This window comes from Nocardioides albidus (genome assembly GCF_006335005.1).
GTDB lineage: Bacteria > Actinomycetota > Actinomycetes > Propionibacteriales > Nocardioidaceae > Nocardioides > Nocardioides albidus.
This window is the reverse complement of sequence record NZ_VDMP01000023.1, coordinates 155,513-159,130: the sequence shown is the minus strand read 5'-3', so window position 1 is coordinate 159,130 and position 3,618 is coordinate 155,513. Positions and strand designations below refer to the sequence as shown.

At 73.5% G+C, this 3,618-nt stretch carries 3 protein-coding genes and 1 pseudogene; 2 read left to right on the top strand and 2 right to left on the bottom strand.

All coding sequences use genetic code 11. From position 1 onward, the window contains the following. Both FHP29_RS21665 and FHP29_RS10460 read right to left on the bottom strand, forming a co-directional pair. Positions 1–198: pseudogene (locus FHP29_RS21665) on the bottom strand (LytR C-terminal domain-containing protein); the annotation flags it as partial. Positions 199–201: 3 nt separating this feature from the next. After that, positions 202–504 (bottom strand): DUF3263 domain-containing protein, encoded by a 303-nt coding sequence (locus FHP29_RS10460; RefSeq protein ID WP_139622810.1) that lies wholly within the window; start codon positions 502–504, stop codon positions 202–204. A gap of 126 nt (positions 505–630) precedes the next feature. On the opposite strand from FHP29_RS10460, the gene FHP29_RS10455 reads away from it, so the two are divergent. Both FHP29_RS10455 and FHP29_RS10450 read left to right on the top strand, forming a co-directional pair. After that, positions 631–1,647: a Gfo/Idh/MocA family protein gene (locus FHP29_RS10455; RefSeq protein ID WP_139622809.1), complete on the top strand. Its 1,017-nt coding sequence runs from the start codon at positions 631–633 to the stop codon at positions 1,645–1,647. A 45-nt stretch (positions 1,648–1,692) separates the two neighbouring features. After that, complete coding sequence (locus FHP29_RS10450; RefSeq protein ID WP_139622808.1) at positions 1,693–3,126, top strand: alpha,alpha-trehalose-phosphate synthase (UDP-forming); 1,434 nt, start codon at positions 1,693–1,695, stop codon at positions 3,124–3,126. The last annotated feature ends 492 nt before the right edge of the window (positions 3,127–3,618 follow it).

Sequence of the window (3,618 nt, the reverse complement as noted above, 5' to 3'; positions counted from 1 at the left end):
CGGGGTGGGCTCGGCCTCCGCGCCCGTCGTCCGGGTGGCGGCGGCCTTGGTCGCGGAGATGTCACGCTCGACGGGCTGGTCGCCGCGGGTGGCGACGAAGGCGATGGCGGCGAGGGCCACCGCGACGATGCTGAGCAGTACCACCGGCGAGGGAAGGACCGCGCCGCGCTCGTCTCCGGTGCGAGGGTGGACGGCCATGGGTCAGACCTCGAAGCCCAGGCGGCGCGCGGAGCGCTGGCGCTGGCGCTGCGAGCGCAGCCGGCGCAGCCGACGCACGAGCAGGGGGTCGGCCTCGAGCGCCTCGGGGCGGTCGATCAGCGCGTTGAGGACCTGGTAGTAGCGGGTGGCGCTCATGTCGAACTGCTCGCGCACCGCGCTCTCCTTGGCGCCGGCGTACTTCCACCATTGGCGCTCGAACTCGAGGATCGCGCGATCGCGGTCGCTGAGGCTGCCGGGAGTGGCCGCCGCGGCGGCGTTCTCCTGGGTGCTGCGCTCGGCGTTCATGGGGTCTCCTCGACACATCAGGTGGGGAAGGTCGACAGGTGTTCTGGCTCGTACTCTAACCGGCGAATCACAACCATGTCATTCGGCCGCGCCGCGGGCCGCCGATCACCACGCTACGGTCGCCCCATGAGCAACGCGTCGGACTCGATCGGATGGGGCATCGTCGCGACCGGCAAGATCGCCCGCTCGTTCGCCGCCGACCTCGCCCTCGTCCCCGGCGCCCACCTGGCCGCCGTCGGCTCCCGGAGCGAGGGGTCCGCCCGGGCGTTCGCCGAGCGGTACGGCGACGGGCGGACCCGCGCGCACGGCAGCTACGAGGCGCTCGTGGCCGACGCCGGGGTCGACGTGGTCTACATCGCGACGCCGCACGCGCTGCACCTCGCCGGCGCCCGGGCGGCGTTCGAGGCGGGCAAGCACGTGCTCTGCGAGAAGCCGGTGACCCTGCGCGCGGCGGACGCCGAGGAGATGGTGCGCCTGGCGGGCGAGCACGACCGCTTCCTCATGGAGGCGATGTGGACCGCCTGCCACCCGGTGATCCGGGAGCTGCGCCGCGAGCTGGCCAGCGGCCGCTTCGGCACGCCCCGCCATGTCGCGGCCGAGCTCGGCTTCCGGGTCGACGCCGACCCGACCGACCGGATGCTCGCGCCCGAGCTCGGCGGCGGCGCCCTCCTCGACATGGGGATCTACCCGCTGACCTTCGCCCACCTGCTGCTCGGCGAGGCCGAGGACCTGCGCGGTGTCGCCACCGTCGCCCCCAGCGGGGTCGACCTCGACATCGCGATCGCCGGGCGTTACCCGGGCGGCGCGGTCGCGACCCTGCACGCGTCGATGACGTCGTGGTCGAGTCGTGCCGCGTCGATCGCGACCGACCTCGGCCGGATCACCCTGGACGGCGACTTCCACCACCCGACGGCCGCGGTGTTCACACCGATCGGCCGACCCGACCAGCAGATCACGCTGACCGGGGACGAGCCCGTGATCGGACGCGGCTACGGCAACGAGATCGCCGAGGTCGACCGCTGCCTGGGCGAGGGGCTGCGGGAGAGCCCGCTGGTGCCGCACGAGCAGACCCTGACCGTCCTGCGCCAGATGGACGGCCTGCGCGCGGACCTCGGCATCCGCTACCCCGACGACCCCGCCTGACCCGACCGTCGGGCCGGCCCGAGCTTCACCCCCCGTCCTACTAGGGTGTCGAACGTGGGCCATGACCTCGTGATCGTTGCCAACCGCCTTCCCGTCGACCGGGTCGCCGACCCCAACGGCAGAGCCCGGTGGCGCCGCTCGCCCGGCGGGCTCGTCTCGGCCATCGAGCCGGTGATGCGTGCCCACGACGGGGTCTGGATCGGCTGGCCGGGAGGCACCCAGAAGTTCAAGCCGTTCCAGGTGGAGGGTCTCGACCTGGTGCCGCTGGCGATGTCGGCGGAGGAGATCGAGGAGCACTACGAGGGCTTCTCCAACGGCACCCTGTGGCCGCTCTACCACGACGTCGTCGCGAAGCCCGAGTTCCACCGCGAGTGGTGGGACACCTACGTCAAGGTCAACCGGCGCTTCGCCGAGCGCGCCGCGGAGCTCGCCAACGACGGCGCCACGGTGTGGGTCCACGACTACCAGCTGCAGCTCGTGCCCCAGATGCTGCGGGAGCTGCGACCGGACCTGCGCATCGGGTTCTACCTGCACATCCCGTTCCCGCCGGCCGAGCTGTTCCAGCAGCTCCCCTGGCGCCGCCAGATCCTCGAGGGCCTGCTCGGCGCCGACCTGGTCGGCTTCCAGCTGCCGGGCGCCGCGCAGAACTTCATCCGCCTCGTGCGTCAGCGGGTCGGCCACAAGACCCACCGCGACCTCGTCTACCTCCCCGACGGGCGCACCGTGCGCGCGCACGCGTTCCCGATCTCGATCGACGCGGCCGGGTTCGAGGAGCTGGCCCGGTCGGAGCCGGTCGCCGAGCGCGCGGAGGCTATCCGCGAGGCGCTGGGCAACCCGCGCCGGATCTTCCTCGGCATCGACCGGCTCGACTACACCAAGGGCATCCACGCCCGGCTGCGCGCGTTCGGCGAGCTGATCAGCGACGGCGCCTTCACCGTCGACGACGCGGTCTTCGTCCAGGTCGCCGTCCCCTCGCGCGAGCGGGTGGAGCACTACCGCAACCTGCGCGACGACATCGAGCTCCTCGTCGGCCGGATCAACGGCGACCTCGGCCGGATCGGGCGCCCCGCCGTGAGCTACCTGCACACGTCCTACCCGCGCGAGGAGATGGCCGCGCTCTACCGCGCCGCCGACATCATGGTCGTCACGCCCTACCGCGACGGCATGAACCTGGTCGCCAAGGAGTACGTCGCCTGCCGGGTCGAGGACGACGGCGCCCTCGTGCTCTCGGAGTTCGCCGGCGCCGCCGACGAGCTGCGCCAGGCATGGCTGGTCAACCCGTACGACATGAACGGCATGAAGGCCGCGCTCCTCGAGGCCTACCAGGCCGACCCGAAGGAGCTCACCCGGCGGATGAAGGCCATGCGGCGCCAGATCGCACAGCACGACGTCAAGGCATGGGCCGACAGCTTCATGACCGAGCTCGAGGACGAGAGCCACAGCCACACCAAGTCGGTGCGGCCCGCGACCCGGTCCTGAGCCGGTCCTGAGCCGGCTCAGGCGAGGACGCCCGGGCCGGCCCCCTCGTCGTCGATCCAGTCGCTGCCGTCGTCGAAGAGCTCGCGCTCGCCCGCCTCGTCCTGGTCGCCCTTGCGCCGACCGCGACCGCCCGCGGCAGCCGCGCCCGAGCCGCGCCCGCCGGCCGCACCACGGCCACCCGCGCCGCCACCGCGACCGCCGGCACCACGGCCACCCGTCCCGCGACCTGTCTGGCCACCCGGCGCCATCGCGCCCGAGCGGCCGAGCGCGCCCGGCCCTCCGGCCCGCGAGCTCGCACCGATGCTGCCCACGCTCTGGCCGAGGACGCCGCGACCCAGCAGCCCCCGCACCGCGTTCGCGAGACCGGGGGCACCGACCACGCCGGCGCCCGCGATCCCGGCCGCGAAGGGGTTGACGCCACCACCGGGACCGCCGGTGGCCGGCGGAGTGCCCGGCACGCCTCCCGGCGGCAGCCCGTCCCCCGGTCCGCCG

Bases quoted from the DNA above. Each gene is read 5' to 3' on its own strand.
- FHP29_RS10455 (WP_139622809.1), top strand. From the start codon at position 631: ATGAGCAACGCGTCGGACTCGATCGGATGGGGCATCGTCGCGACCGGC.
- FHP29_RS10460 (WP_139622810.1), bottom strand. From the start codon at position 504: ATGAACGCCGAGCGCAGCACCCAGGAGAACGCCGCCGCGGCGGCCACT.